Origin of the sequence: Amycolatopsis rifamycinica, assembly GCF_000695625.1 — a bacterium.
Classification (GTDB): Bacteria; Actinomycetota; Actinomycetes; order Mycobacteriales; family Pseudonocardiaceae; genus Amycolatopsis; species Amycolatopsis rifamycinica.
Genome location: NZ_JMQI01000019.1, coordinates 42,212 through 66,449, shown reverse-complemented (window position 1 = coordinate 66,449; position 24,238 = coordinate 42,212). Strand labels below are relative to the sequence as shown.

Sequence of the window (24,238 nt, the reverse complement as noted above, 5' to 3'; positions counted from 1 at the left end):
CGCTGGGTGATCCGCCGCTGGCGCACCGCGGTGGGCCTCGTCCTCACCGCCGTGATGCTGTTCCCCGTCTACTGGATGGTCAACGTGTCGCTGACCCCGGCCGGGCGGATGCGCAAGTCGCCGCCCGACTGGTTCCCCGCCGCGCCGACGTTCGAAGGCTACGAACGGGTGCTGCGCGAGCAGTTGCCGTACTTCGCCACCAGCCTCTTCGTCGCGCTGGGCACCGTGGCGCTGACGCTGGCCCTGGCCGCGCCTTCGGCGTACGCGCTGGCCAAACTGCGCCCGCGCGGCGGCCGGGCGCTGGGGTTCGTGCTGCTCGTCGCGCAGATGATCCCGGGCATCATCATGGCGCTCGGCTTCTACGGCATCTACGTCACCCTCGGCATCACGAACACCGCCTGGGGCCTGGTCCTCGCCGATTCGACGATCGCGGTGCCCTTCGCCGTGCTCATCCTCACCTCGTTCATGGCCTCGGTCCCGGACGAGCTCGTCCAGGCGGCCACGATCGACGGCGCGGGCGCGGTGCGCGCGTTCTGGTCGGTGGTGCTGCCCGCGAGCCGCAACGGGGTGGTGACCGCGGGGCTGTTCTCGTTCCTGTGGGCCTGGTCGGACTTCGTCTTCGCGGCGACGCTCGACGGCGGCGGCTCGATGCGGCCGCTGACCCTGGGCATCTACCGCTACATCGGCAACAACAACCAGGAGTGGAACTCCATCATGGCGACGGCGGTGGTCGCCTCCGTGCCCGCCGCGGTGCTCCTCGTGCTGGCGCAGCGGTTCGTCGCCGCCGGCGTCACCGCGGGCGCCGTCAAGGACTGAGCCCTCTCGGAAAGGACGACCTCTGTGCCCACGGGCGAATTTTCGCTGCGGGAAATCCCCTTCAGCCACCCGGGATCCTGGTTCGACGTCTCCCCGGTGGTGGCCCAGGCCACCTACGCCGGCGACCTGCACCTGGTGTCCCACCGCCACGGCATGCACGCCGTCCTGGCGCTGATCCCCGAACGCGCCGGGGAGCGGGCGGCGGTACCGGCCGCCGCCACGCCGTCCGCGCTCACCTGGGGCGAGGGTGACCGGCGGATCACCGCGGCGTACGCGGCACCGGACACGCTCCGGATCGCCGGCCGCGGCCTCGACCTGCGCATCCGGGCGGCGGAGCCCACGCTGACGCCGTTCACCGGTACCTACTTCTTCGCCGATCCGGTCGACGGCTCGGCCGTGTTCACCTCGTACGAAACCGGTCAGCGCTACCGGGTCACCGTCCTTTTCGGACAGACGCGGCACGTCGGCGCCGAAGCGCTGGCCACCGCCGAGCGCGCCGTCGTGGTGAGCGGCGACGCCTGGGAGGTGGCGATCGAGGAGCTGCCCGGCGCCCGCGAGCCGTATGTGCCGGCATCGGCGTTCGGCGACGTGGTCACCGCCGCCCGGACGGATTTCGCGGGGTTCGCCGACGCGGTGGCGCCGTGGCGCGGCGAGCGCACGCCGGCGGCCGAGCTCGCCTGTTACGTGCTCTGGTCGGCCGTCGTGGCGCCCGCCGGGTTCGTCGGCCGTCCCGCCGTGCTGATGTCGAAGCACTGGATGGACAAGGTGTGGAGCTGGGACCACTGCTTCAACGCGCTCGCGCTGGCCGGGGGCCGCCCCGAGCTGGCCTGGCACCAGTTCCAGGTGGTCTTCGACCACCAGGACGACCGGGGGGCGCTGCCGGACTCGATCACCCACGCCGAGGTGCTGCGCAACTTCGTCAAACCACCCATCCACGGCTGGGCGCTGAGCCGCCTGCGCGGCCGCCTTCCCGGTGGCCTGCCCGATCCCGGGCCGGCGTACCGGCAGCTGGCGGCGTGGACGACGTTCTGGCTCGAGCACCGCCGCGTGCCCGGCGCGCCGTTCGCCCACTACGAGCACGGCAACGACAGCGGCTGGGACAACGCGACGCCGTTCGCCGAGCGGCGGCTCGTGCAGACGCCCGACCTCGCCGCGTTCCTGGTGCTGCAGCTGAAGGAGCTGGCCGTGCTGGCCGCCGGGCAGGGCGACCCCGGCGCGGCCGCCCGGTGGGACGCCGAAGCCGGACGCATGCTGGCGGCCCTGCTGGACGAGCTGTGGGACGGCACGAAGTTCATCAGCCGCTCGGCCGCGACCGGGGAGGTGCGGTCCGGGGCGAGCCTGCTGGAGCTGATGCCGATCGTGCTGGGCGAACACCTGCCGCCGGAGGTCCGGGACAAGGTGGTGGCGGGACTGGAAGCGCACCTGACCGGCATCGGCCTGGCAACCGAGCGGCCGTCGTCGGCGTTCTACGAGCCGGACGGCTACTGGCGCGGGCCGGTGTGGGCACCCGTCACCGTGCTGGTCGAAGACGGCCTCCGCCGCGCGGGCGCGACCGACCTCGCCGACCGCGTCAGCGCCCGGTTCCGCGCGGTGTGCGAAAAGTCCGGGTTCGCCGAGAACTTCGACGCGCTGACCGGCGACGGCCTGCGCGACCGCGCCTACACCTGGACGGCGGCCGCCTACCTCCTGCTCGCCGCCGACGCCGAACGACGGCACGCGGAAGAAGCGCCTTCATGATATTCCGGTTCATTCGACCGAATCGACGACCGCCGCCATTGAAATCGTCGAAGTCATTGTTCACTTCGGTCGAAGGGGGTGAATAACGAACGGAATCTTGACCAGCGCACAAGCTGACTGCAATAGTCGTCCCGGTCTCCCCGTTCGATTCCCGGGAAAGGGCGAACCCATGCACAAAGCCGTGCGTTCCCTGCTCGTCTCACTGACCGCGGCCGCCGTGGTGGCGACCACCGCGGGGGTGGCCGAGGCGGCCACCTGGTCGTCTTCGGACAAATGGGCGACCTGGTCCAACGGCGGGTACACCGTCCGCAACGACGTCTGGGGCAGCGGCGCGGGCCCGCAGACGATCTGGGCGAACTCCTTCAGCAATTGGGGAGTGTGGGCGGACCACCCGAACACGGGCGGCATCAAGTCGTACCCCCACTCGGCGAAGAACGTCGGCCGCACGATCGGTTCCCTGCGCCAGGTTTCCAGCAGCTTCAGCGTCACCCGCCCGGGCGCCGGCGCGTACGAGACGGCCTATGACATCTGGGCGAACAACAACGCGTACGAAATCATGTTGTGGGTGAACAAGCAGGGCGCGGTGGGCCCCCTGGGCACCAGGCAGGCCACGGTCACCGTGGGCGGCCACACCTGGGACGTCTACAAGGGATCGAACGGATCGAACGCGGTGTTCTCGTTCCTCCGCACGTCGAACACGAACGCGGGCACCGTCGACATCCTCGCGGTGCTGAACTGGATCAGGAGCCGAGGCTGGTTCGGCGACGTGACCCTGGGCGAAGTCCAGTTCGGCTTCGAAATCACCTCATCGTCGGGCGGCTTGAACTTCACGTCGAACAGCTATTCCGTTTCGGCATCCTGACCGGGAGGTGCAGGATCGGGCACCGCACCTGCCCTGCACCTCCTCGTCCCGGGTATTCCGAATCAGCGATCCACCCGCAGCCCGGCAACGATGAGATCGAGCATCCGCGCAGTGCGGTCGGCATCCCGCTCGCCGGCAGTGGACAGGAAAACCCCGAGCAGCAGCAGCGTCACATCCTCCGGATCGGCCCCACCCCGCAACGTTCCCACCTTCACCCCGGCATCGAGGATCGCCCCGATCGCCGCGGTGATGCGCTGCCGCGTCGCCGGCGTGGCGATCCGGCCCGACGCCACACTGGCGCGGAGAAGATCCCCCATCCCCCGCTTGGTGGCCACGAACGCCGCGTACCGATCCATCCACGCGCGGAGCGCGTCCTCCGGGGCCATTTCTTCGAGCAGGGCCGGCGCGCTGGCCGTGACATCGTCGAGTTCCGCCGCGTAGACGGCCTCGACCAGAGCCTCCCGCGTCGGAAAATGCCGATACAGCGTCCCGATGCCCACGCCGGCCTCACGGGCGACGGCTTCGAGGGCGACGGGACCGTCGGCGGCGAACGCGGCGCGCGCCACGGCGACAAGCTTGTCCCGGTTGCGCCGCGCGTCCGAGCGCACGGGCCGGGTGGGATCAGGCGAAGGCAAAGCGGAGGCACCTCCGGTTGTGCTACGGTCGGCTCGAGCGGAGGCTCCTCCGCTTAGTCATCATCGCACGAGGACGGGGACCCCCATGCCTTCCACCGCCCGCGGCCCGCTCGCCGGCCGCACCGTCTGCCGCGTCGGCTACGGGGCGATGCAGCTCGAGCGCCTGCACGACGACCGCGCCGCGGCCGTCGCCCTCCTGCGCCGGGCGATCGACCTCGGCGTCGACCACGTCGACACCGCGCAGTTCTACGGCAACGGCTTCGTCAACGACGTCATCCGCGAAGCCCTCCGGCCCGGCGACGACGTCCTGATCGCCAGCAAAGTCGGCGCCGACCCCGACCCCGGCGGCCCGATCCCGCTCCGCCTGGCGCAACGGCCCGAACAGCTGCGCGCGAGCGTCGAGGACAACCTCCGGTCGCTCGGGCTCGACCGCATCCCGCTGGTGAACCTGCGCCGCGCCGACCGGCTGCCCGGCCTCGTCGCCGAAGGTGACCAGCGCGTCGGCCTCGACGACCAGCTCGAGGTGATGACGGCCCTGCGCGACGAGGGCAAGATCGGCGCGATCGGGCTCAGCGCCGTCACCCTCGACGGCCTGCGCCGGGCGCTCCCGGCGGGGATCGCGTGCGTGCAGAACGCCTACAGCCTGGTCGGCCGCGACGACGAGGACATGGTGGAGCTGTGCGTCGCGGAAGGGGTGGCCTGGGTGCCGTTCTTCCCGCTGGGCGGCGCGTTCCCCGGGGTGCCCAAGGTGACCGACGAGCCCGCGGTCCAGGCGGCCGCGCAAGCCCTGGGCCGGACGCCGGCGCAGGTCGGCCTCGCCTGGCTGCTGCACCGGGCGCCGAACGTCCACCTCATCCCGGGCACCGCGAGCGCGGCGCACCTGGAAGCCAACCTCGCCGTCGCGGACATCGCGCTCGACGGCGAGACGCTGGCCGCGCTGAACGCGATCCCGGCCCGGTCGATGGACGTCACCCTGAGCTGAGCGGGCGCCTGGGTGGGTGTGGCCCGCTCGTCGAGCGGGCCGCCTCGGCGGCGGCGCCGGGTGCCCTCCGCGGCGGGACTGAGCGTGCACCGGGGCGGGTGTGCCCCGGTTGTCGAGCGGACCTCGGACGGTCGCGGCGCGGGGGTGGTCGTTCGCGGGGTGCCCTCCGCGGCGGGGTTGAGCGCGCACCCGAGCGAGTGCGCCTCGATCGTCGGGCGAGCCGCCGCGGCCGCGGCGGCGGTCGTGCGTCGGGTGCCCCGCTGCGGGGCTGAGCGCGCACCCGGGTGGGTGTGGCCCGCTCGTCGAGCGGGCCGCCGGACGGCCGTGGCTGCGGCGGGGTTGAGTGCGCACCCGGGTGGGTGTGGACCGCTCGTCGAGCGAACCGCCGGACGGCCGTGGCCGCGGCGGGGCTGAGCGCGCACCCGGCGGGTGCGCCCCGATCGGCGAGCGAGCCGCCTCAGCCGCGGCGGCAGCAGTGCGCCGGCTGTCCCGCAGGCGGGGTCAAGCCTGCGGCGGATCGTCCGTCAGGCCCGCCGCGGTCGAGGTGAGGTGCCGGGTCAGGGCTTCGGCCGCGGCGTCGGCGTCGCGGGCCAAGGCCGTCTGCTCCAGCAGTGCGTGCTCGGCCAGGTAATCGCGGCCGGGGGTGCGGTGGGCCGACCAGCGGCGGGCCAGCTCGCTCGCCGTCCACATCCGGTCGAACGTCTCCAGGAGCACCGGGTTGCCGCAGCCTTCGAGCAGCGTGCGGTGGAAGATCCGGTGGGCTTCGGCCCATTCGCCGCGGTAGTGGCGGCCCTCGCCGGGGGTGAACGCCGGGGTGCGGGCCAGCCGGTGGTGCGTGGCTCGCACCCGCGCCTCCCAGGCGAGGTCGCCGCGCTCGAGGGACAGGCGCAGCACGAGCGGTTCGACCGTCCGGCGGGCCTCCGCGACTTCCTGCCAGCGGCGGTCGGAGATGTGCGGGACCGCGAAGCCGCGGTTGGGCAGGCGATCGGCGAGGCCGTCGCCGACCAGCCGCACGAGCGCTTCCCGCACGACGGCCAGGCTCACGCCGTGTTCCTTGGCCAGGTCCTGCGGTTTCAGCGCCTCGCCGGGGGAGTACCGCCCGTGCATGATCGCGTCCCGCAGGTGGGTGTGGACCTGCTCGGAGAGCATCGGCCGTCCCGATGGAGCTTCTGTCACCCCGGAAGCATAGACGATCCCCGAGATAATCGATTATTAGTGCTATGGTCGATGGAGACCGCAATCCAGCACTGGGAGACGACCGATCCGATGAACGACCCCTTCGCCCGCCTGCCCGAGGCGGCTTCCTTCACCGTCACCAGCACCACGATCACCGACGGCGCCACCCTGCCGCCCGCGCACCGGTCCGGGAGAGACCTCTCCCCGCAGCTGTCCTGGAGTGGTGCTCCGGCAGGCACGAAGAGCTACGCCGTCACCGTCTACGACCCGGACGCCCCGACCGGCTCCGGGTTCTGGCACTGGGCCGTCGCCGACATCCCCGCCACCGTCACCGAGTTGCCCGAGGGGGCGGGGGACGACACCGGCTCGGGCCTGCCGGACGGCGCTTTCCAGCTTCCGGGCGACACCCGCCAGGCCCGGTTCGTCGGCGCGGCCCCGCCGGCCGGGCACGGCCCGCACCGCTACTTCTTCGTCGTGCACGCCCTCGACGTCGCCTCGATCGGCGTCCCGGCCGAGGCCACCCCGGCCGTCCTCGGCTTCACCATGGCCGGGCACGTCCTCGGCCGCGCGGTCCTGACCGCCACCGCGGAAACCCCGGGCGAGGTCGTCGAACGCCTCGAGGTCTCCCGCGTCGTCCCGGCGCCCGCCGACGCCGTCTTCGCGGTCTTGACCGACCCGCAGGGACACGTGGACATCGACGCGTCGGGCATGCTCATGGCCGCCGAGGGACACCCGGTCGAGCGGGCCGGCGACCGGTTCGTGGTGCACATGGACCGGGACGCGCTGGGGGACGTTCCCCTCGGCAAGTACGACGTCGAGGTCGTCATCACCAAGCTCGTCCCCGGTGAGGAGATCGCCTGGACCGTCGAGGGCCGGACCGGGTCGCACGTCCGCCACGTCTACGGCTACCGGCTGGAGCCGGCCGAAGGCGGCACGCGCGTCACGTCCTACTACGACTGGTCGGAGATCCCCGAAGGGTGGAAGCGGCGCCTCACCTTTCCGGTGGTCCCCGAGTCCGCCCTCAAAGCCACCCTCGGCATCCTGGAACGCACCGTCCGCCGGCGCATGGCCCGAAGGTAGCCGGCCGACTGGATCCCGCCACGCGGCGTACGTTTGCGCTATGTACACGGTTGCGGTGCTGGCGCTCGACGACGTGATCGCCTTCGATCTGGCCACACCGATCGAAACGCTCGGCCGGGTCCGGCTGCCGGACGGCCGCGGGGGCTACCGGGTCGTCGTCGCCGGGCCGGAGCCGGTGGTCGGGGCCGGTCCGGTGCGGCTCCAGGTCGACGCCGGGCTCGACGAGGTCGTGCGCGCCGACCTCGTCGTCGTCCCCGGGCGGAACGACCCCGACCGGCCCGCACCGGACGGCGTGGCGGAGTTCCTGCGCGCTTCCGTGGCGCGCGGGACGCGGGTCGCCTCGATCTGCGTCGGCGCCTTCACCCTGGCCGAGGCCGGGCTGCTCGACGGGCAGCGCGCGACCACCCACTGGCTCGCCACCGACGAGCTGGCCCGCCGGTACCCGGCGGTGCGGGTCGAACCGGACGCGCTCTACGTCGACAACGGGCAGATCCTGACGTCCGCGGGCGCGTCGGCGGGCCTGGACATGTGCCTGCACATCGTGAAACGCGACTACGGCGCCGCGGTGGCCGCCGACGCCGCCCGGCTGGCCGTCGCGCCGCTGCAGCGCACCGGCGGGCAGGGCCAGTACATCCTCCGCAACCGGCCGACCTACCAGACCGCGACGCTGGAGAAGGCGCTGGCGTGGATCGAAGAGAACGCCCACCGCCCGCTCACCCTCGCCGACATCGCCGACGCGGCGGGCATGAGCACCCGCACGCTGACCCGCCACTTCCACGCCGAGACCGGGCAGAGCCCGATCCAGTGGCTGACCGGAGTGCGGATCCGGCACGCGCAGGAGCTGCTGGAGCTGACCGACCACACGATCGACCGCATCGCCGGCCAGGTCGGCTTCCCGTCGCCGAGCAACTTCCGCGTCCAGTTCGCCCAGACCGTGCGGGTCAGCCCGAGCGCGTACCGGAAGACGTTCCGGCCCCGGTGAGGGGCGGGTTCCCGATCAGCCCTGGTACCCGGCGGCGACGTCGATGATCCAGGTGACGCCGAAGCGGTCGGCCAGCATGCCGAACGCCGGCGCCCACGGGGCCGGGCCGAACTCTTCGATGACGGTCGCGCCCTCGGCCAGGCCCTTCCACACCGGCGAGACCTCCTCGACGGTGGCGCCGCGGACGGACAGGAAGAAGGGCTCCTTGGTGATCGTGGTGCCGTTTTCGCGGCGCGTCGTCGGCGCGGCCGGGGTGGCCGGGCCGTCGGTGCCGGGGACGTCGTAGGCCATGACGCTGAAGCCGTTGTCCGCGGTGACCTGGCCGAACACCACCTTGCCCGCGTCGGGCAGTGCGGCGGGCATCCCGAAGTCGCCGTAGGTGACGATCGTGGCCTGGCCGCCGAAGACCGACCGGTAGAACTCGAGCGCCTCGCGGGCCTGGCCGGTGAAGTTGAGGTGGGCGACAGCGGTGAGCGACATGGAATCGGTCTTTCTCGAGGAGTGGTGTCGCTCGGAGGTCCCGGCGACGAGAGCCACGATCGCAGCGGTAGCGGTCAGGGAACGTCCGCTTCTCGTGGCACCATGAAATCCGTGCCGACCGCGTCCTCGACGGCGACCTCGAGTCGCCTGCTCTCGCTGCTGTCCCTGCTGCAGGCCCGCCGGGACTGGCCCGGCGCGCTGCTCGCCGGCCGGCTGGGTGTGAGCGAGCGGACCGTGCGCCGGGACGTCGACCGGCTGCGGGAGCTCGGCTACCCCGTGCGGGCGGTCAAGGGACCCGACGGCGGCTACCGGCTCGAAGCCGGCAGCCACCTGCCGCCGTTGCTGTTCGACGAGGACCAGGCGGTCGCGCTCGCGGTGGCGCTGCGGATCGCCGTCGGGACCGGCGCGGGCATCGAGGAAGCCGCTGCGCGGGCGCTGGCCACCGTGCGCCAGGTGCTGCCGTCGCGGCTGCGGCAGCGCGTCGACGGGCTGGAGGTCGCCGCCGCCGGGGGCGCGGGGGTCCAGGTCGGCACGGAGGTCCTGCTGGCGCTGAGTGCGGCGATCCGGGCCACCGAGGAGATCCGGTTCGACTACGAGTCCCCGTCCCGTCCGGCGGACGACGGACCCCGGCCGCCGCGCCGGGTGCAGCCGCACCACCTCGTCGTCCGGAGTGGACGGTGGTACCTGGTCGGGTGGGACGCCGTCCGCGCGGACTGGCGGACCTACCGCGTCGACCGGCTGCGCCTGCGCGTGCCGAACGGACCGCGGTTCACGCCGCGGGAGGTGCCGGGCGGCGACGTCGCGACGTTCCTTTCCGCCCGCTTCAAGGGATCCGACGCGGATGCGTGGCCGTGCCGGGGCGAGGTGGTCCTCGCCCTGCCGGTGGCCGAGGTGGCGCCGTTCGCCGGCGACGGCGTCGTGGCGGAAATCGCCCCGGGGAAGACCCGGCTGCTGACCGGGTCCTGGTCCTGGGCGGCGCTCGCCGCCGGCTTGCTGCGCTTCGGAGGCGAGCTCGAAGTGGTGGACCCGCCGCAGCTGCGCGCGGCCTTCGCGGACCTGGCCGGCCGGGCCACCCGCGCGGCCGGTGACGCCGGCCGCCCGGGATCGCGGGGCCGCTGAGCTCCGTGACGGCGCCCGGGCGGCGGCGGCTCGACGGCTGAACGCCTCACCCCGCCGTGGATTCGTGGTTGAGGCCGCCGGAGCGGAAGGGCGCGACGGCCGCCTCGGCGAAACCACGCGCCCGCACGGCATCCACCAACCGCGGGTCGTCGCGGACCTCGGCGGCCACGGCGGCGTCGAGCTCGATCCGGGCGGTTCCGCCGAGGTCGCGGACGCGCACGTCACGGGAGGGCAGGCTACGGTCGTCCAGGTACGCGCGCACCGCCGATTCGGCCTGTTCCACCCGCGCCAGCGTGGCCGTCGTGATCGGGACGCCGTAGCGGACCCGGCTCGCCAGGCAGGGCGCCGCCGGCTTGTCCGCCCAGTCCAGGCCCCAGTGCCGGGCGATGGCGCGCACGTCCTCTTTGGACAGCCGGAGGGTCCGCAGCGGGGTGTGCACGCCGAGTTCGTCGCCCGCGCGGATGCCCGGCCGGAACGGGTCGACGGCGTCGTCGGCGTTCGTGCCGGTGGCCAGCGCCGGGAACCCGTGATCGACGGCCACTTCGGCGATCGCCGTGAGCACGGTGGTCTTGCAGAAGTAGCACCGCTGACGCCCGTTGGCCGTGTACCCCGGCTCGGCCAGTTCGCCGGTCGGCGGGGTGAGGTGGCGGACGCCGAGGTCGGCCGCGATCTCCCGCGCGGCGGCCAGTTCCACCGCGGCCAGGCTGGCGGAGTTCGCCGTCACGGCGAGCACGTCCGCCGGGCCGAGGGCGCGGACGGCGGCCGCGAGCACCAGCGCCGAGTCGGCACCGCCGGAGAACGCCACCGCGAGCCGGCCGATCCCGGCGAGGTGCGCGACGAGCCGGGTGCCGTTCATCAGCGGCCCGCGGCGATCGTCGCGACGACCCGCGCCGGCAGCCCGAGTTCGCGCGCGGCGGCCACGACGTCGTCGTGCTCGGGTTTCGCCCCGTGCGGTCCGCGCTTGCGCCGCACCGGCATCCCGAGGACGTCGACCGTTTCGGTTTCCCGGGCGAGCGCGGTGCGGCGGACCGGGTACTCGCGCAGCCCGAGGCTGCCGGTTTCGGCGAGGACCAGGTCCCCGAGCCGGGCGGCGTGCTCCGGCTCGGCGAGCACGTGCAGGACGTGGGCCGGCCGGCCCTTCTTCATCGTCACCGGGCTGATCCACGCGTCGAGCGCGCCGGCGGACAGGAGTTCGCCGACGACGTGCCCGAGCACCTCGCCGGTGACGTCGTCGAGGTTCGTCTCGAGCACCACCAGCGTGCGAGCGCCGGCGTCCCCCGGCTCGCCGAGGTACACGACCGCGACGTTCGGCCGGTCCGGCAGGGGCCGGGTGCCCGCGCCGTAGCCGGTGGCCAGCAGGCGGAACTCCGGCGGCGGCTCGAACCGGGCACTGACGGCCTTCAGCAGCGCGGCCGCGGTCGGCGTGACGGTCTCGCCGTCGAGGTCGCTCCCCACCGTCCGCGCGCCCGCCAGCAGCGCCGCGGTCGCGGGGGCGGGGCAGGGGAGGACGCCGTGCGCGGTGCGGACGGTGCCGGTGCCGAGGGGGAGCGCGCCACAGTACACAGTGGACACGTCAAGGGCGTGCAGCGCGGCGCAGACGCCGATGACGTCGACGAGCGTGTCGTGCCCGCCGAGTTCGTGGAGGTGGACGCGCTCAGGCGGTTCCCCGTGCAGCCTGCCTTCGGCTTCGGCGATCGCGCGGAGGGCGGCAACGGCTCGTTCCGCGACCGGCGCGGGCTCGACGCGCCCGGCCATGGCGATCAGTTCGGCCGCGGAACGGCTGGTCGCGTCGTCGGTGACGGCCACGAGCGCGCGAGCCGCCGTCAGCCCGTGGGTGAGCAGGGACTCCACGCGCAGGTCCCAGCCCGTCAGCCCGCTGGAGGCGACGGCGGCCCGGATGCGGTCCGCCGGCGCGCCGGCGTCGACGAGGGCGGCCAGCAGCATGTCCCCGGCCAGTCCGGTGAACGGGGAAACGACGCAGATCCTCACCGTGGCCTCCGCAGCACTTGGGCGAGCCGGAAGGCGGCCATCGCCGCGCCGAACCCGGAGTCGATGTTGACGACGGTGATCCCGGCCGCGCAGGAGGCGTGCATGGCCAGCAGCGCGGTGACGCCTTCGAAGCTCGCGCCGTACCCGGTGGAGGTGGGGACCGCGATCACCGGGCAGGCGACCAGCCCGCCCACGGCCGAAGCCAGCGCGCCTTCCATGCCCGCCACGACGATGACCACGTCGGCTTCGCGCAGCCGGTCCCGCTCGGCCAGCAGGCGGTGGAGGCCGGCGACCCCGACGTCGGTGACGGCCCGCACCGAGAGGCCGACGGCCGCGGCGACTTCCGCGGCTTCCTCGGCGACCGGGCCGTCGGACGTGCCGGCCGCGGCCACCGCGACCGTGAAGGCGGTCACCGGGGCCGGGCGCCAGACCAGCAGCCGCGCGCCGGCCGCGTACCGGCCACGGGGGACCTCGGCCAGCACGGCCCGAGCCGGCTCGGCGTCGACCCGCGTGACCAGGACCGGCCCGGTGTTGTGGGCGAGCAGCGTCCGGACGATGGCCGCGATCTGCGAAGGGGTTTTCCCCGGCCCGTAAACGACTTCCGGGAGTCCCTGCCGGTGTTCGCGGTCCAGGTCGACGCGCGCGAAGCCGAGGTCGGCGCTGCTCATGGCCGCACGTACGGGATCGTCAGCGGGCCGTCCGGCAGCACGCAGGCCCGCGCGCCCGGCCCGGCCCGGTCGAGGGCCTCGGCCACCGTGGCCGCGATGTCGGTCGTCCGGGTCAGGTGGGCCGTCGCGAGGTCGGCCTCGGTCAGGGAGCCGGTGTGCACGACGACCCGGCAGTCGTCCTGGATCTTCGCCTGGATCTGGACCTGCCACTGGTCGGGCACGGTCACGGGACGGGCCGCGATCTCGGCGAGCAGGGCCGCGGGCGAACTCGCCGAAGCGAGGACTTCGCGGTAGGAGCCGTGGTCGGGGAACCCGTCCCGGCACTCCGCGGCGCAGACGATCGTCCCGCCCGGCTTGGTGATCCGGTGCGCCGCCGACATCCCTTTGACGGACTGGTAGAGGTTCTGGTCGAGCGGATAGCCGGAGTTGGTCGTCACCACGACGTCGAACGGCGCCGGCACCGGCCGCATGGCGACGTCGCGGGCGGCGCGCGCCGCGGCCGCGTGCATGGCGAGCAGGTCGCCGCCGAAGGCGCCGATGACCGCCTTGTCGCGGTTGAGGATGACGTCGAGGGCGAAGGTGACGCCGGTGGCCGCGGCGATCGCGCGGACGTCGTCGTGCACGGGGTTGCCTTCGGTGATCCCCCAGGTGGCGTCGGGGTGCCCGATCCGGCGGGCGTCGTGCAGCACCAGCACGGTCTCCAGGGCCGCCAGCCCGGGCGCGACGAGCTTGGGGCCGCCCGAAAACCCCGCGAAGAAGTGCGGTTCGACGAACCCGGTGGTGATCCGCACGTCGGCGGCGACCCACTCGCTGTTCAGCCACACCGGGACGTCGTCGCCGTGGCGCCCCAGCCAGGTCAGGCTCGCGCGGTCGCGGGCGTCGTGGTTGACGATCCGGACGGTGTCCACGACGTCGTCCCCGAACATGGCGCGCAGTTCGGCGTCGGTGTTGCCGCGGTGGGTGCCGGTGGCGACCAGGATGACGACGTCGTCGAGGCGGACGACGCCGTCGAGTTCGGCGAGGATGGCCGGGATCATCAGTTCGCGTGGCTGCGGCCGCGTCCCGTCGCACGCCGAGATGGCGACGGTCTGTCCCGGCCGCACCCGCGCGCGCAGCGGCGGCCCGGCCACCGGTTCCCGCAACGCCCGGCGCAGCAGCACGTCCGCGGGTTCGGTGACCGGGTGGTGCACGGGCGTCACGACGGTGGTGACCGCCGGATCGATGACCAGGTCCAGGCCGGTTTCGCCGTACGCGAGCCGGACGGTCCGGGCGGTCATGGCGCCAGCCCGTAGACGCGGGTCGCCGTTCCGCCCCGGACGGCGTCGCGTTCGGACGGCGTCAGGTCTTCCAGAAGGCGGTCGGCGGCGTCCATGACTTCCGCGTACGTGCCGGCGAGCAGGCACACCGGCCAGTCGGACCCGAGCATCAGCCGGTCCGGGCCGAACGCGGTGAGCGCGGTTTCCGCGTACGGCCGCAGATCCTCGACCCGCCAGGGCCGGCCGGCTTCCGTCACCAGACCGGACAGCTTGGCGACGACGTTGGGCTCGCGGGCCAGGAGGGCCAGCTCCGTCGCCCACGGCTGGAGCTCCCCGGCGGCGATCGGCGGTTTCGCGAGGTGGTCGAGCACGAAGGTGAGCTCCGGCAGCGCGCGGACCGCCGCGGTGGCCGCGGGGAGCTGATGGGGCCGCACGAGCAGGTCGTACACCAGCCCGGCGTCACGCACCGCCGCGAGCCCGGCCAGGACGTCTTCGCGTTCCAGCCAGCGCGGGTCGGGCTCGGCCTGGACGAGGTGGCGGACGCCGGCCAGCAGTTCGCCGCCCGGTGCCGACCGCAGCCGGTCGATGTCCCGCGCCGGCGAACCGGTCAGGTCGATCCAGCCGACCACGCCGGCGATGAGCGGCTCGGCGGCCGCGATCGCGAGGAACTCCACCGACTCGTCGAACTCCGGCAGGACCTGGACGAGCACGGTGGCGTCCATCCCCAGGGCGGCCACGCGCAGGTCGTCCGGGGTGAAGTCCCGGCGGATGGCCGCGGTGTCCTCGCCGTCCAGCCACGCGTGGCGGCGGGCGGAGGTGCGCCACAGGTGGTGGTGCGCGTCGACGCGCCGGCCGGTCACGCGCGGCCGATCCGGTGGTGCTGGCGGCCGAGGCCGTCGATGGCCACGGTCACTTCGTCCCCTTCGGACAGGTAGGGGAAGTCGTTGGCGCCGAACGCCACGCCCGCCGGCGTCCCGGTGTTCACGACGTCGCCCGGCTCGAGCACCATGAACTGGCTGAGGTACCAGATGATGTGCCGGACGCCGAAGAGCATGTTCTTCGTGGTGCCGTCCTGGCGCGGCTGCCCGTTGACGGCGAGGCGCAGGCCGAGGTCCTGGGGGTCGCCGGCCTCGTCCGGGGTGACCAGCCACGGGCCGAGCGGGTTGAACGTCTCGCAGGATTTGCCCTTGGTCCACTGGCCGCCGCGTTCGTGCTGGAAGTCGCGTTCGCTGACGTCGTTCGAGACGGCGTAGCCGGCGATGACCGCGTCGGCGTCCTCCGGCGTGGCCAGGTACCGCGCCCGCCCGCCGAGCACGACGGCGAGTTCGACCTCGTAGTCGGTGCGGGTGCTGGTCCGCGGGATGAGCACGGTGTCGTCCGGGCCGACGATCGTGTTGGCAGCCTTGAGGAACACCACCGGTTCCGTGGGCGGTGCCGCGCCGGTCTCCGCGGCGTGGTCGGAGTAGTTCAGCCCGATGCAGACGAGCAGCCCGGGCCGGGCCACCGGGGCGCCGACGCGCAGGCCGGCCGGGTCGAGGACCGGGAGGGTCCCGTCGCGCAGCGCCGTCCGGGTCCGCGCCACGCCGCCGGTGGCGAGGAAGGCGCCGTCGATGTCCGGGGTCAGCGCCCGCAGATCCCGCGCCGCACCGGTTTCGTCGAGGACGACGGGGATCTCGCGGCCGGCGTCGCCGAGGCGTTGGAAGCGCATGCGGCGGACCGTAGCAGACATATGATGTCTCGTTCAAAGGTCAGAGCGGTCATCATATGTCTTAGTGCTCTAAGTAGTCGATCGTGACTGAACGTCCAAGTTATGGCCGTGTTACGGATCGAGTCTGGACAATCCATGGGTCGGCGCGTAGCCATACATATGTTGTCTGCCCCGAAGGAGAGGTGGCCCCGTTGGCCGAAGTGATCAGCGCCATCGACGCCGTGGACGTGCGCTTCCCGACTTCGCTGAGCCTGGACGGGTCGGACGCGATGAACCCCGAACCCGACTACTCGGCGGCCTACGTGACCATCCGCACGAGTGCCGGCGAGGAGGGCTACGGCCTCGCGTTCACCGTGGGCCGCGGCAACGACGTCGAGGTGGCCGCCGTCCGGGCGCTCGTGCCCCTGGTGGTCGGGATGCCGGTCGCCGAGGCGCTCGCCGACCTCGGCGCGTTCTCCCGCCGGCTGACCGGGGACAGCCAGCTTCGGTGGCTGGGCCCGGACAAGGGCGCGATCCACATGGCCGCGGCCGCGATCGTCAACGCGGCGTGGGACCTGCGGGCCCGCCGCGAAGGCAAGCCGGTCTGGCGGCTGCTCGCCGAGATGCCGCCGGAAGAGCTGGTGGACCTGGTCGACTTCCGGTACCTGCGTGACGCCCTGACCCGCGACGAAGCCCTGGACATCCTGCGCCGCGCCGAACCGGGCCGCGCGGGCCGCCAGGCCGAACTCCTGGAGTCCGGTTTTCCCGCCTACACCACGACTCCCGGCTGGCTCGGCTACTCGCCGGAGAAACTCGCGGCCCTCTCGGCGGAAGCGGTCGCCGACGGCTTCACCCAGATCAAGCTCAAGGTCGGCGCCGACCTCGACGAGGACATCCGCCGGCTGCGGCTCGCGCGGGAGGTCGTCGGGCCGGACATCCGGATCGCCATCGACGCCAACCAGGCCTGGGGCGTCGGGCAGGCCATCGAATGGCTGCGCCCCCTCGCCGAGTTCGACCCGTACTGGATCGAGGAGCCGACCTCGCCCGACGACGTCCTCGGCCACGCGGCGATCCGCCGGGCGGTCGCGCCGATCAAGGTGGCGACCGGCGAGCACACCCACAACGCGGTGATGTTCAAGCAGCTGCTGCAGGCCGAGGCGATCGACATCCTCCAGCTCGACGCGAGCCGGGTCGCCGGGGTGACCGAGAACATCGCGATCCTGTTGCTGGCCGCGAAGTTCGGCGTCCCGGTGTGCCCGCACGCCGGCGGCGTCGGGCTGTGCGAGATGGTGCAGCACCTGGCGATGTTCGACTTCGTCGCGGTGAGCGGCACCCGGACCGACCGCGTCATCGAGTACGTGGACCACCTGCACGAGCACTTCGTCGACCCGGTCCGCATCGAGCGGGGCCGTTACCTGGCCCCGCGGGAGCCCGGCCTCGGCGCACGCCTGCACGCGGAATCCGTGGCGCAGTACCGGTTCCCCGACGGCCCGGTCTGGCAGCGGGACGCGGTGGTGGTCGCGTGAGCGGCGGGGAGTTCGACGGCGTCCGGGCGATCGTCACCGGCGGGGCGTCCGGGATCGGGCTCGCCACCGCGCGGATGCTGGCCCGGCGGGGCGCGCGGGTCGTCTGCCTCGACCTGAACGAAAAGGTCGAAGAGCCACTGACCGGCGTGCGGGCCGACGTCTCGGACGACGGCTCGGTCCGCACCGCGGTCGCGGCCGCGGCCGAGCACCTCGGCGGCGTGGACGTCCTGGTGAACAACGCCGGGATCGGGGCACAGGGAACCGTCGAGGACAACGACGACGCCGAGTGGCACCGCGTCTTCGACGTCAACGTCGTGGGCATGGTGCGGGTGACCCGCGCCGCCCTGCCGCACCTGCGGGAGTCGGCCGCGGCGGCGATCGTGAACACCTGCTCGATCGCGGCCACCGCCGGGCTGCCGCAGCGAGCGCTCTACAGCGCCACGAAAGGCGCGGTGCTCGCGCTCACCCGCGCGATGGCCGCCGACCACCTGGCCGAAGGCATCCGCGTGTGCTGCGTGAACCCCGGCACCGCGCACACCCCGTGGATCGACCGGCTGCTGGCCACGGCCGGCGATCCCGAGGCCGAGCTGGCCGCGCTCGCCGCACGTCAGCCCACCGGCCGGCTCGTCACCGCCGACGAGGTCGCCGCGGCCATCTGCTACCTGGCCGGCCCGGACTCCGGCGCCACCACCGGCACCGATCTCGCCGTGGACGGCGGGATGTCCGGCCTCCGTCTCCGCCCGAAACCTGTCAACGAGGAGAGGTCATGAAGTTCCAGCACCTGCGCGCCGCCGCCGTCGTCACCGCCGGCGTCCTGACCGCGGCCGCACTGGCCGGCTGCAGCGGCGGCGGCTCGACCGCCGCTTCGGGGGGAACCGTCGTGGGGGTCGACTACCCACGCTCGGACACCGACTTCTGGAACGCCTACATCAAGTACGTGCCCCAGTTCGCCGGCCAGTTCGGCCTCGACCTCAAGACCACCAACTCGCAGAACGACGTCGCCAACCTGACGGCCAACGTGCAGACGATGATCAGCCAGGGCGTCAAGGGCGTGGTCATGGCACCGCAGGACACCGCGGCGATCATCCCGACCCTGCAGCAGCTCGCGACCAAGAAGATCCCGGTCGTCTCCGTGGACACCCGGCCCGACCAGGGCAACGTCTACATGGTCGTGCGGGCCGACAACCGCGCCTACGGCGAGAAGGCCTGCCAGTTCCTCGGCGCCAAGCTCGGCGGCAAGGGCAAGGTCGTCATGCTGCAGGGCGATCTGGCGTCCATCAACGGCCGGGACCGCACCGAAGCCTTCAACGACTGCATGAAGAAGGACTTCCCCGGCATCACGGTGTTCGGCGAGGCCACCAACTGGGACGCCAACACCGCGGCCCAGAAGCTCCAGACGCGGCTGACGGCGAACCCGGACATCAAGGGCGTCTACATGCAGTCCAGCTTCGCCCTCTCCGGCACGCTGCAGCTGCTCAAGCAGCGTGGCCTGGCCGTCCCGGCGAGCGACCCGAAGCACGTGTTCATCGTGTCCAACGACGGCATCCCCGAGGAACTCGCCAAGATCCGGGCCGGCGAGATGGACGCGACGGTCTCCCAGCCCGCGGACCTGTTCGCCAAGTACGCCCTGCAGTACGTCAAGGACGCGATCGCCGGCAAGACGCCGTCGCCGGGCAAGACCGACCACGACAGCACCATCATCGGAGTCCGCGACGGCCTGATGGAAGACCAGCTGGCCGCGCCGCTGGTCACCGCGGACGGCGCCACGTTCGGCCCGGTGAGCAGCGTCAAGGTCGACGACCAGTCCCTGTGGGGCAACAGCAAGAGCTGAAGCGCTGCGGAGAGGAACGAACATGAACACCGTGCCGGTCGTCGAGGCCCGTCAGGTGGTCAAGCGCTACGGCGCCACGGTCGCGCTGGACGAAGCCGACCTGACCGTCCTACCCGGACAGACGCACGCACTGGTCGGCCGCAACGGGGCCGGCAAGTCGACCCTGGTGTCGGTCCTCACCGGACTGACCGAGCCCGACGCCGGTACCGTGCGGCTGAACGGGGAACCGGCTCCGGCCCTGTCCGACCGGGACGCCTGGCGGTCGCGGGTGGCGTGCGTGTACCAGCGGTCGACGATCATCCCCGAGCTGTCGGTGGCGGAGAACCTGTTCCTCAACCGGCAGGAGACCCGCGGCGGCTTCGTCCGCTGGGCCGCGCTGCGCCGTTCGGCGGGCGAACTCCTGGAACGCTGGTCGGTGGACGTCGACGTGCACCGCCCGGCCCGGGAGCTGAGCGTCGAGCAGCGGCAGTTCGTCGAGATCGCGCGGGCCCTGTCGTTCGGCGCCCGGTTCGTCATCCTCGACGAGCCGACCACGCAGCTCGACGGCGCCGCCATCACCCGGCTGTTCGGGCACATCGCCGACCTGCAGCGCCAGGGCGTCACCTTCCTGTTCATCAGCCACCACCTGCAGGAGGTGTACGAAATCTGCGACACGGTGACGGTGTACCGGGACGCCCGGCACGTCCTCACCGCGCCGGTCGCCGAGCTGCCGAAGGCCGACCTCGTCGCGGCGATGACCGGCGAGAACGCGGTCACCACGCAGGAACGGGCGTCGTCGGTCCGCCGCGGCGCCGAACCCGTGCTCCGGGTCGACGACCTGAGCCTCGCCCCGTACTTCGAGGACGTGACGTTCGACGTCGCGCCGGGGGAGATCGTCGGGCTGGCCGGGTCGGGCGGGAGCGGCAAGACCGAGCTCGCCGAGGCACTGGCCGGGCTGCGCAAACCCACCTCCGGCACGGTCTTCGTCGGGGACCGCCGTCCCCGGCCCGGTGACGTCCCGGCCGCGCTGGCCGCGGGCGTCGGGTTCGTCCCGGAAGACCGGCACCACCAGGGTTTCGTGCCGGAGATGTCCATCGCCGACAACACGACGATGAGCGTCATGGACCGGCTCGGCCCCGGCATCTTCGTCCGGTCCGGTCTGCGTGACCGGCTCGCCGGGAACCTGATCACGCGGCTGGCGGTCAAGACCCCCGGCCCCGAGCTGGCGGTGTCCGCGCTGTCCGGCGGCAACCAGCAGAAGGTCGTGATGGCCCGTGCCCTGGCGGGCGACCCCCGCCTGCTCGTGCTGATCACCCCGACGGCCGGCGTCGACGTGCGCTCCAAGGAGTTCCTCCTCGGCAAGGTCGCGGAGGCCGCCGCGGCGGGTACCGCGGTGCTGATCGCTTCCGACGAGGTGGACGACCTGCGTCTGTGCGACCGGCTGCTGGTCGTGGTGCACGGCCGGATCGCCACCGAAATCCCCGCAGGCTGGCAGGACCGCGAGGTCGTGGCCGCCATGGAAGGAGTCGACCTCGATGCCTGACAGCCCCGCCGCGGTGGGCGTTCCGCCGCGGACCGGACCCGGCGCCCCGCCCCGGCGCATCGCACTGGCCCGGCTGCGCGACTTCGCGCTGGTACCCGGGATCATCGCGATCGCCGTCGTCGGCCAGCTGGTGAACCCGGTGTTCCTCCAGTACGACAACGTGATCAACATCCTGCAGACGATGTCGGAGATCGCGCTGCTGGTGCTCGCCCAGACGATGGTCCTGGTCGTCGGCAAGATGGACCTCTCGCTGGAATCGACGTTCGGCCTGGCGCCCGGCGTGGCGGCCTGGCTGACGATCGGCGGCGGCCACTCGCTCGGGCTGCTGCCGTCGTGGTCCGCCGTGCTCGTGGTGCTCGTGGTCGGCGTGGTGGTGGGGGCGCTCAACGCCCTGCTGATCGTCCGGTTCGGGCTGAGCGGGTTCGTCGTCACCCTCGGCATGCTGATCGTGCTGCGCGGCCTGCTCACCGGGATCTCCGGCGGCCAGACCTTCTTCGGCCTGCCCGATTCGCTGCTCTACCTCGGCACGACGTTGTGGGCCGGGATCCCGGCGTCGATCTGGATCTGCGTGCTGCTGTTCGCCGGCGGGATCGTCCTGCTCGGCTACACCCGGTTCGGCCGCAGCCTGTACGCGATCGGCGGCAACGAGGACGCGGCGAAGGCCGCGGGCATCCGCACCGACCGCATCGTGTGGATCGTCCTCATCGGAGCGAGCGTGCTGGCCGCGCTCGGCGGGCTGCTGCTGTCGGGACGGCTCGCCTCGGTGGCCGCGGCGCAGGGCAACGGCTACATCTTCACGGTGTTCGCCGCCGCCGTGATCGGCGGGGTGAGCCTGAACGGCGGCCGGGGCACGCTCTTCGGCGCGTTCACCGGCATCCTGCTGCTGTACATGATCCAGAACGTGCTGACCCTGGCCGGGGTGCCCGCCCAGTGGATCGGCGCGCTCAACGGCGCGATCATCCTCATCGCGCTGGTGATGTCCCGCATCACCAGCGGCAAGCGGCAGACCTGATGGCGGACCTCGGCCTGGGCACCGCGGGCCTGGGCGACGTCTTCGGGGAGATCGACGACGAGGCCGCCGCGGACGTGGTCGCCGCGGCGGCCGCGGCCGGCGTCCGGTACTTCGACACCGCCCCCTACTACGGGTTCGGGCTGGCCGAGCGCCGGCTCGGCCGGGCGCTTCCCGCGGGTTCGTTCGTGGTGTCGACGAAAGCGGGCCGGACGCTCACCGACGGCGGCTGCTTCTTCGACTTCTCCGCCGCCGCTGTCCGCCGGGGCATCGAAGGCAGTCTCGACCGACTGGGCCTCGACCGCGTCGACATCGTCTACCTGCACGACCCCGACGACCACGAAGAGCAAGCCGCCTCCGAGGCGTGGCCGGAACTGTGCCGGCTGCGCGACGAAGGCGTGGTCTCCGCGATCGGCGTCGGGATGAACCAGTGGCAGATGCCCGCTCGGTTCGTCGAGCGGCTCGACGTCGACATCGTCCTGCTCGCCGGCCGGTACACGCTGCTCGACCGCGGCGGCGAGCGGCTGCTCGACCTGTGCGGCGAGCGCGGGGTCGACGTCGTGCTCGGCGGGGTGTTCAACTCGGGGCTGCTCATCGACCCCCGCCCGGGCGCCTGGTTCGACTACGCCCCGGCGCCGGCGGAACTGCTGGCCCGCGCGCGGCGCATGCAGGAGATCGCCGTGTCGGCGGGGTACGAGCTGGCCGCGTGCGCGCTGGCGTTCGCCGCCGCGCACCCCGCCGTCACTTCCGTCCTGGTCGGGGCCACGAGCGCCGCCCAGGTACGGGCGAACGTCAGTGCCTTCCGCCGGGAGGTACCGCCGGATCTGGTGTCGCGACTGGTTGCCGCGGGTACGCCGACGCCGTGACCGGGCTCCGGTCACGGCGATCGGCCGTCGAGCTCCCGTACCTCGGCCAGGTGCGCGCGCAGCCAGCGTTCGGAGGTGTCGACGTGCATCAGCGCGGCCGCGGTGGCCACCGCGGGGTCGCGGTCGGCGAGCGCGTCGTAGATCGCCTTGTGCTGCGACAGCGTCACGTGCGTCGCGCCGCGTTCGACGGTGCCGCGCCAGACCCGCGCGCGCAGCGTCCGGGACGAAATCCCGTCCAGCAGCGCGGTGAGGGTCTCGTTGCCCGTCGCGGTGACGACCGCCCGGTGGAAGGCGGCGTCGAGCACGGTGAGGCGTTCGACGTCCTCGACCGCGTCGTGCATCGCGTCGAGCAGCTCGCCGACGGTCCGCAGCTGCGCGTCGGTGATCCGGGTGGCGGCCAGGCCGGTCGCCGCGGGCTCGAGGAGCCGGCGCACCTCGGTGAGCTCGAGGACGCTGCCGCCTTGCATGAGCGCCACGGCGTTGCCGAGGCCTTCCAGGAGCAGGCTCGGCGCGAGGCTGGTGACGTACGTGCCGTCGCCGCGGCGGACTTCGAGCACCCGGGCCAGTGCGAGCGCCTTCACGGCTTCCCGGGTCGGGCTGCGGGAGATGCCCAGCTCGGTGGCCAGTTCGTGTTCGGGGGGCAGCTTGGAGCCCGCCGGGAACCGGCCGGACCGGACGAATTCCCGGATCCGGTCGATCGCTTCGTCGGTCAACGACTTCGCCATGGCTCTCCTCGCGCAGCTCACCATCACTTTAGCAGTCATATGATGTATGGCCGTCAAGGAGGCGCTCATCGCGGCTGATTTTGGCTGATTCACCAGTTTCGACCGGGGCAGAGCTCCGAGACATGTGATGTCTTGCGTCGTGTGCTTACGCACACGGACTCGATTCGCTCGAGTTGCCCGGCCGGCGCGCCGGCACGGCGTGGAGCGCGTGGGTCCTGGACCTCGCCGCCCCGGCCGGGAACCCGTGACGGCGGGGCCCGCTCAGCCGCGCAGCAGGACCCCCGACGTGCGTTCCCGCTCGAAGAACGTCTCCGGCCACTCGATCGAGTCCGGCGGTGCGTCGATCGCCGCGGCCCGCCGGCGCAGTTCGGTCAGGTACGCGGTGTCCAGGACCGCCCGGGCCGACAACGGCTCGCGCAGCAGGAGATCCGCCGGGCCTTCGTACAGGTAGGCGTCCACACCCGGGTAGCCGCGCGTGCCCGGCGGATAGTCCCGGTCGAGCGGGAAGTACGTCGTCTCCAGCGATCCCAGCCACGAACCCGGCAACGGCACCACGGCCGGCCACGCGCCCAGCCGTCGCTCCAGCCGCGCGTTGTCCGTGGTGAACCCGCGGTGGTCGGCGAGCACGTACGCCGCTCCGGGGTACTTCCGCTCGAGCTGGGCCACCGCGCCGCTGCCTCCGTCGTGCGTCAGGTGGCCCAAGCCCAAGAGCATCAGCGCCTTGCGGTTCTTCCGGAGCACCTGGCTCTCCACCACCGACACGATCGAGGCGTCCCGGTCCAGGAACGGCTCCAGGTCCGCCGGTGCGTGCACGCGGCTCCAGTCGACCGGCGGATCGGTGGCCAGGACCCGGATCTTCCGCGCGGCGGGCAGTGTCGTGTTGACCTGCCGCACGAGGGCGAAGAGCTGCTCGTAGAAGGTCGAGAACCCGCAGCTCGGCTGCGTCGTGTCCCGCCACACCCTGCTGATGTCCGGCACGTCGGCCCCGGCGGTGTAGGCGTCCAGCAGCGGCTGGAGACGCGCGTTGCCGCACTCCACCGCGATGTCGTTCGCCCGGGCCGGGAACCGGGGGTCGCGGATCAGGTCGAACACGAACGGGCCCACGTCCGGGCTGGACTTGGCCACGATCGCGTGGTGGTCGAACGCGGCGAGCACCGCGGTCGCCGGGTCGGGACGCTGCTGCGCCGCGTCCGCCGGCGGGGCGAGCAGCGTGATGGCCGCGAGAGCGGCCAGGAAGAGTCGCACGAGAGCTCCTCGGATAGTTCCCCCACTGTCCTACGACTGTAAGAC

At 72.8% G+C, this 24,238-nt stretch carries 24 protein-coding genes; 13 read left to right on the top strand and 11 right to left on the bottom strand.

Annotated elements, in window-relative coordinates:
* Positions 1-6: 6 nt before the first annotated feature.
* The 3 genes from DV20_RS09340 to DV20_RS09330 all read left to right on the top strand — a co-directional run bounded on the left by DV20_RS09340 (position 7) and on the right by DV20_RS09330 (position 3,415).
* Positions 7-816: a carbohydrate ABC transporter permease gene (locus DV20_RS09340; RefSeq protein WP_043778513.1), complete on the top strand. Its 810-nt coding sequence runs from the start codon at positions 7-9 to the stop codon at positions 814-816.
* A gap of 24 nt (positions 817-840) precedes the next feature.
* The gene (locus DV20_RS09335) at positions 841-2,553 is read left to right on the top strand and encodes an amylo-alpha-1,6-glucosidase (RefSeq protein ID WP_043778411.1); all 1,713 of its coding nucleotides are present in this window, start codon (positions 841-843) and stop codon (positions 2,551-2,553) included.
* A 169-nt stretch (positions 2,554-2,722) separates the two neighbouring features.
* Positions 2,723-3,415, top strand: a complete 693-nt coding sequence (locus DV20_RS09330) for a glycoside hydrolase family 12 protein (RefSeq protein WP_043778409.1) — start codon at positions 2,723-2,725, stop codon at positions 3,413-3,415.
* A 62-nt stretch (positions 3,416-3,477) separates the two neighbouring features.
* On the opposite strand, the gene DV20_RS09325 is transcribed toward DV20_RS09330, so the two are convergent.
* Positions 3,478-4,050: a TetR/AcrR family transcriptional regulator gene (locus tag DV20_RS09325; protein WP_043778408.1), complete on the bottom strand. Its 573-nt coding sequence runs from the start codon at positions 4,048-4,050 to the stop codon at positions 3,478-3,480.
* Positions 4,051-4,135: 85 nt separating this feature from the next.
* On the opposite strand from DV20_RS09325, the gene DV20_RS09320 reads away from it, so the two are divergent.
* Positions 4,136-5,032 (top strand): aldo/keto reductase, encoded by an 897-nt coding sequence (locus DV20_RS09320; protein WP_043778405.1) that lies wholly within the window; start codon positions 4,136-4,138, stop codon positions 5,030-5,032.
* A 501-nt stretch (positions 5,033-5,533) separates the two neighbouring features.
* Here DV20_RS09320 and DV20_RS09315 read toward each other — a convergent pair.
* Complete coding sequence (locus tag DV20_RS09315; protein WP_043778404.1) at positions 5,534-6,181, bottom strand: GntR family transcriptional regulator; 648 nt, start codon at positions 6,179-6,181, stop codon at positions 5,534-5,536.
* Positions 6,182-6,259: 78 nt separating this feature from the next.
* Between DV20_RS09315 and DV20_RS09310 the strand changes: the two genes are divergently transcribed.
* The gene (locus DV20_RS09310; RefSeq protein ID WP_235190757.1) at positions 6,260-7,288 is read left to right on the top strand and encodes a YbhB/YbcL family Raf kinase inhibitor-like protein; all 1,029 of its coding nucleotides are present in this window, start codon (positions 6,260-6,262) and stop codon (positions 7,286-7,288) included.
* Between the two features lie 40 nt (positions 7,289-7,328).
* Positions 7,329-8,270, top strand: coding sequence for a GlxA family transcriptional regulator (locus tag DV20_RS09305; protein WP_043778402.1), 942 nt, complete (start codon positions 7,329-7,331; stop codon positions 8,268-8,270).
* A gap of 15 nt (positions 8,271-8,285) precedes the next feature.
* Here DV20_RS09305 and DV20_RS09300 read toward each other — a convergent pair whose 3' ends face one another.
* On the bottom strand, positions 8,286-8,750 hold the full coding sequence (locus tag DV20_RS09300; RefSeq protein WP_043778400.1) for a VOC family protein: 465 nt from the start codon (positions 8,748-8,750) through the stop codon (positions 8,286-8,288).
* 111 nt (positions 8,751-8,861) lie between these two features.
* Between DV20_RS09300 and DV20_RS09295 the strand changes: the two genes are divergently transcribed.
* On the top strand, positions 8,862-9,869 hold the full coding sequence (locus DV20_RS09295) for a helix-turn-helix transcriptional regulator (protein WP_043778509.1): 1,008 nt from the start codon (positions 8,862-8,864) through the stop codon (positions 9,867-9,869).
* A 46-nt stretch (positions 9,870-9,915) separates the two neighbouring features.
* Here DV20_RS09295 and larE read toward each other — a convergent pair whose 3' ends face one another.
* Genes larE through DV20_RS09265 form a run of 6 tightly spaced genes read right to left on the bottom strand, consistent with a single transcriptional unit; the run spans position 9,916 to position 15,490 of the window.
* Positions 9,916-10,725 (bottom strand): ATP-dependent sacrificial sulfur transferase LarE, encoded by an 810-nt coding sequence (gene larE, locus DV20_RS09290; RefSeq protein WP_051735866.1) that lies wholly within the window; start codon positions 10,723-10,725, stop codon positions 9,916-9,918.
* Positions 10,725-11,858 (bottom strand): nickel pincer cofactor biosynthesis protein LarC, encoded by a 1,134-nt coding sequence (gene larC, locus DV20_RS09285; RefSeq protein WP_043778398.1) that lies wholly within the window; start codon positions 11,856-11,858, stop codon positions 10,725-10,727. Before larC ends, larE begins: the two co-directional genes overlap by 1 nt.
* Positions 11,855-12,526 (bottom strand): nickel pincer cofactor biosynthesis protein LarB, encoded by a 672-nt coding sequence (gene larB / locus DV20_RS09280; protein WP_043778396.1) that lies wholly within the window; start codon positions 12,524-12,526, stop codon positions 11,855-11,857. Before larB ends, larC begins: the two co-directional genes overlap by 4 nt.
* Positions 12,523-13,803 (bottom strand): nickel-dependent lactate racemase, encoded by a 1,281-nt coding sequence (gene larA, locus DV20_RS09275; protein WP_043778394.1) that lies wholly within the window; start codon positions 13,801-13,803, stop codon positions 12,523-12,525. The genes larB and larA overlap by 4 nt, the downstream gene beginning before the upstream one ends.
* Positions 13,800-14,642 (bottom strand): amidohydrolase family protein, encoded by an 843-nt coding sequence (locus tag DV20_RS09270; RefSeq protein ID WP_043778392.1) that lies wholly within the window; start codon positions 14,640-14,642, stop codon positions 13,800-13,802. The genes larA and DV20_RS09270 overlap by 4 nt, the downstream gene beginning before the upstream one ends.
* Positions 14,639-15,490 (bottom strand): fumarylacetoacetate hydrolase family protein, encoded by an 852-nt coding sequence (locus tag DV20_RS09265; protein ID WP_043778390.1) that lies wholly within the window; start codon positions 15,488-15,490, stop codon positions 14,639-14,641. The genes DV20_RS09270 and DV20_RS09265 overlap by 4 nt, the downstream gene beginning before the upstream one ends.
* A 182-nt stretch (positions 15,491-15,672) precedes the next feature.
* On the opposite strand from DV20_RS09265, the gene DV20_RS09260 reads away from it, so the two are divergent.
* From DV20_RS09260 to DV20_RS09235, 6 genes are read left to right on the top strand one after another with little or no spacing between them, the layout of a single operon-like run.
* Entirely contained in the window at positions 15,673-16,995 is a 1,323-nt protein-coding gene (locus DV20_RS09260) for an enolase C-terminal domain-like protein (protein ID WP_043778389.1), read from the top strand.
* Positions 16,992-17,765, top strand: coding sequence for an SDR family NAD(P)-dependent oxidoreductase (locus DV20_RS09255; RefSeq protein WP_043778388.1), 774 nt, complete (start codon positions 16,992-16,994; stop codon positions 17,763-17,765). Before DV20_RS09260 ends, DV20_RS09255 begins: the two co-directional genes overlap by 4 nt.
* Positions 17,762-18,826 (top strand): sugar ABC transporter substrate-binding protein, encoded by a 1,065-nt coding sequence (locus tag DV20_RS09250; RefSeq protein ID WP_043778386.1) that lies wholly within the window; start codon positions 17,762-17,764, stop codon positions 18,824-18,826. The genes DV20_RS09255 and DV20_RS09250 overlap by 4 nt, the downstream gene beginning before the upstream one ends.
* Before the next feature lie 22 nt (positions 18,827-18,848).
* The gene (locus DV20_RS09245) at positions 18,849-20,348 is read left to right on the top strand and encodes a sugar ABC transporter ATP-binding protein (RefSeq protein ID WP_043778385.1); all 1,500 of its coding nucleotides are present in this window, start codon (positions 18,849-18,851) and stop codon (positions 20,346-20,348) included.
* The gene (locus DV20_RS09240) at positions 20,341-21,360 is read left to right on the top strand and encodes an ABC transporter permease (protein ID WP_043778383.1); all 1,020 of its coding nucleotides are present in this window, start codon (positions 20,341-20,343) and stop codon (positions 21,358-21,360) included. Before DV20_RS09245 ends, DV20_RS09240 begins: the two co-directional genes overlap by 8 nt.
* A complete protein-coding gene (locus DV20_RS09235) occupies positions 21,360-22,223 on the top strand; it encodes an aldo/keto reductase (RefSeq protein ID WP_043778382.1) in 864 nt (287 codons plus the stop codon). The genes DV20_RS09240 and DV20_RS09235 overlap by 1 nt, the downstream gene beginning before the upstream one ends.
* Positions 22,224-22,234: 11 nt before the next feature.
* On the opposite strand, the gene DV20_RS09230 is transcribed toward DV20_RS09235, so the two are convergent.
* Positions 22,235-22,948, bottom strand: coding sequence for a FadR/GntR family transcriptional regulator (locus tag DV20_RS09230; RefSeq protein ID WP_043778380.1), 714 nt, complete (start codon positions 22,946-22,948; stop codon positions 22,235-22,237).
* A 261-nt stretch (positions 22,949-23,209) separates the two neighbouring features.
* Entirely contained in the window at positions 23,210-24,193 is a 984-nt protein-coding gene (locus DV20_RS09225) for a hypothetical protein (protein WP_043778379.1), read from the bottom strand.
* Positions 24,194-24,238: the final 45 nt, after the last annotated feature.

Coding starts and splice junctions, on each gene's coding strand:
- DV20_RS09330 (WP_043778409.1), top strand. CDS start 2,723: ATGCACAAAGCCGTGCGTTCCCTGCTCGTCTCACTGACCGCGGCCGCC.
- DV20_RS09320 (WP_043778405.1), top strand. CDS start 4,136: ATGCCTTCCACCGCCCGCGGCCCGCTCGCCGGCCGCACCGTCTGCCGC.
- DV20_RS09315 (WP_043778404.1), bottom strand. CDS start 6,181: ATGCTCTCCGAGCAGGTCCACACCCACCTGCGGGACGCGATCATGCAC.
- DV20_RS09310 (WP_235190757.1), top strand. CDS start 6,260: ATGGAGACCGCAATCCAGCACTGGGAGACGACCGATCCGATGAACGAC.
- DV20_RS09305 (WP_043778402.1), top strand. CDS start 7,329: ATGTACACGGTTGCGGTGCTGGCGCTCGACGACGTGATCGCCTTCGAT.
- DV20_RS09300 (WP_043778400.1), bottom strand. CDS start 8,750: ATGTCGCTCACCGCTGTCGCCCACCTCAACTTCACCGGCCAGGCCCGC.
- larE (WP_051735866.1), bottom strand. CDS start 10,725: ATGAACGGCACCCGGCTCGTCGCGCACCTCGCCGGGATCGGCCGGCTC.
- larB (WP_043778396.1), bottom strand. CDS start 12,526: ATGAGCAGCGCCGACCTCGGCTTCGCGCGCGTCGACCTGGACCGCGAA.
- larA (WP_043778394.1), bottom strand. CDS start 13,803: ATGACCGCCCGGACCGTCCGGCTCGCGTACGGCGAAACCGGCCTGGAC.
- DV20_RS09265 (WP_043778390.1), bottom strand. CDS start 15,490: ATGCGCTTCCAACGCCTCGGCGACGCCGGCCGCGAGATCCCCGTCGTC.
- DV20_RS09250 (WP_043778386.1), top strand. CDS start 17,762: ATGAAGTTCCAGCACCTGCGCGCCGCCGCCGTCGTCACCGCCGGCGTC.
- DV20_RS09245 (WP_043778385.1), top strand. CDS start 18,849: ATGAACACCGTGCCGGTCGTCGAGGCCCGTCAGGTGGTCAAGCGCTAC.
- DV20_RS09240 (WP_043778383.1), top strand. CDS start 20,341: ATGCCTGACAGCCCCGCCGCGGTGGGCGTTCCGCCGCGGACCGGACCC.
- DV20_RS09235 (WP_043778382.1), top strand. CDS start 21,360: ATGGCGGACCTCGGCCTGGGCACCGCGGGCCTGGGCGACGTCTTCGGG.
- DV20_RS09230 (WP_043778380.1), bottom strand. CDS start 22,948: ATGGCGAAGTCGTTGACCGACGAAGCGATCGACCGGATCCGGGAATTC.